The organism is Suttonella ornithocola (assembly GCF_001889065.1).
Taxonomy (GTDB): domain Bacteria; phylum Pseudomonadota; class Gammaproteobacteria; order Cardiobacteriales; family Cardiobacteriaceae; genus Suttonella_A; species Suttonella_A ornithocola.
This window is the reverse complement of the sequence record NZ_LWHB01000256.1, coordinates 1-1,371: the sequence shown is the minus strand read 5'-3', so window position 1 is coordinate 1,371 and position 1,371 is coordinate 1. Positions and strand designations below refer to the sequence as shown.

2 protein-coding genes and 1 pseudogene are annotated in these 1,371 nt (G+C 37.1%); 1 reads left to right on the top strand and 2 read right to left on the bottom strand.

Annotation, left to right across the window (positions count from 1 at the left end; all coding sequences use genetic code 11):
• Nucleotides 1-343: 343 nt before the first annotated feature.
• Nucleotides 344-553 (top strand): annotated as a pseudogene (locus A5N85_RS16780) (transposase); the annotation flags it as partial.
• Here the strand turns inward: A5N85_RS16780 and A5N85_RS15395 are convergent.
• The gene (locus A5N85_RS15395) at nt 469-780 is read right to left on the bottom strand and encodes a transposase (protein ID WP_346243182.1); all 312 of its coding nucleotides are present in this window, start codon (nt 778-780) and stop codon (nt 469-471) included. The pseudogene A5N85_RS16780 and the gene A5N85_RS15395 sit on opposite strands and share 85 nt — an antisense overlap.
• Nucleotides 781-1,049: 269 nt before the next feature.
• Nucleotides 1,050-1,371: IS630 transposase-related protein (locus tag A5N85_RS13550; protein ID WP_249023990.1), on the bottom strand; the 322-nt coding region annotated here is incomplete at its 5' end.

The window sequence follows — 1,371 nt, the reverse complement described above, 5'->3', positions numbered from 1 at the left end:
AACATAAAGAATATTACCTAGTGAAGTGGGTGCTATCATTCATGAAGAAAAAGCTATTAAAGTCTAAAAACTTTAAAACACTATAGCAGGGCTCTCAAAAAAATGCATACCGTATTTTGAGATAGGATGCTATTTTCAATGTGCATATTGAGTTAACGTTGTATGCATTTTTTAGGAAGTTGGCTATACTCAGATAGAGACCTTTGCAAAAAAAAACATAAAATAGAGAAATTACAATTTTTTAAATTTTGAAAACATATTAAAATCATAGTGTTAATTTTTCTACTAGTAGCAAAAATTAGTATAAAACGGAATTTTGTAAAGGTCTCAAACCACCAAAAGCATCATTGCCAAACACATCGATTGATTTCCTTTACTCAAGCTTCAAGCCGTTATTGACTGGAATCCCATACGCCAAAGCCTGCAACAATTCTGATACCGTCAGGAACATACTGGACGCCCACTTTATTATGAACCACTAGCGATGTTCAAAGCCATCTTACTCGGACAATGGCACAACCTCTCAGACCCAGAGCTTGAACACAGTTTTGTTATAGTACAATCATCTAAAACCCAACCCAATCCAAAGCAGATAAAAGAATAAAGTATCAATACAATCCATCCGCCATTCTTTGCTATTTGCTTAATCCAAGCCCACATCTTTTCAATGGGATTTAAGTCTGGACTATAAGGGGGTAACCAAAGTATCTCATGCCCATGCTCTTCAATGATTGCTTGAACATCACTGCGTTTATGAAAAGCGGCATTGTCCATGACAATTACACTGTTTTTAGGTCACTCAGGTAACAGTGCTTCTCTCACCCAATGAGAGAAAATATCGCTGTTAATAGGACCATTATATAAGCGTAAGGCAAACAATTCTCCATTGATAATGGCTCCAATCGCATTGCTCTGGTTCTTTAAATGCCAGTTATCACTTCCATGACAAACTTGTCCTTTTGTGCTGTAGCCATAAGGTCTATGAGCAAAGGCTTTAAAACCACATTCATCAAGATAGACTATCGGTTTTTCTTGAGCGGTCTTATCTACTATTTGTTCTTGAAAGTGCTCTCTTTTCTCTGTGTTGGCTTTTGGATGTTGGTTAATCTTTTTTTATGCGTTATCTTTAGTCGCTTTAGAGCATAACAAATCGCTGATTGCGAGCAATTAAAACGTCTAGCGCTTTCCCATTGGTAATCATCGGGATACTGCTCAATATCCTTAAGCAAGGTTTCATCATCAATCTTTGAGGGCTTACGCTCAGTAAAACCTTTAGGATGGGGATTTTTAATCCAGCTATAGACGGTGAATTTGCTGATTTTGTAGCGCTTTGCAACAGCGCGCCAAGTTTCTCCATTAGCAATATCGTTA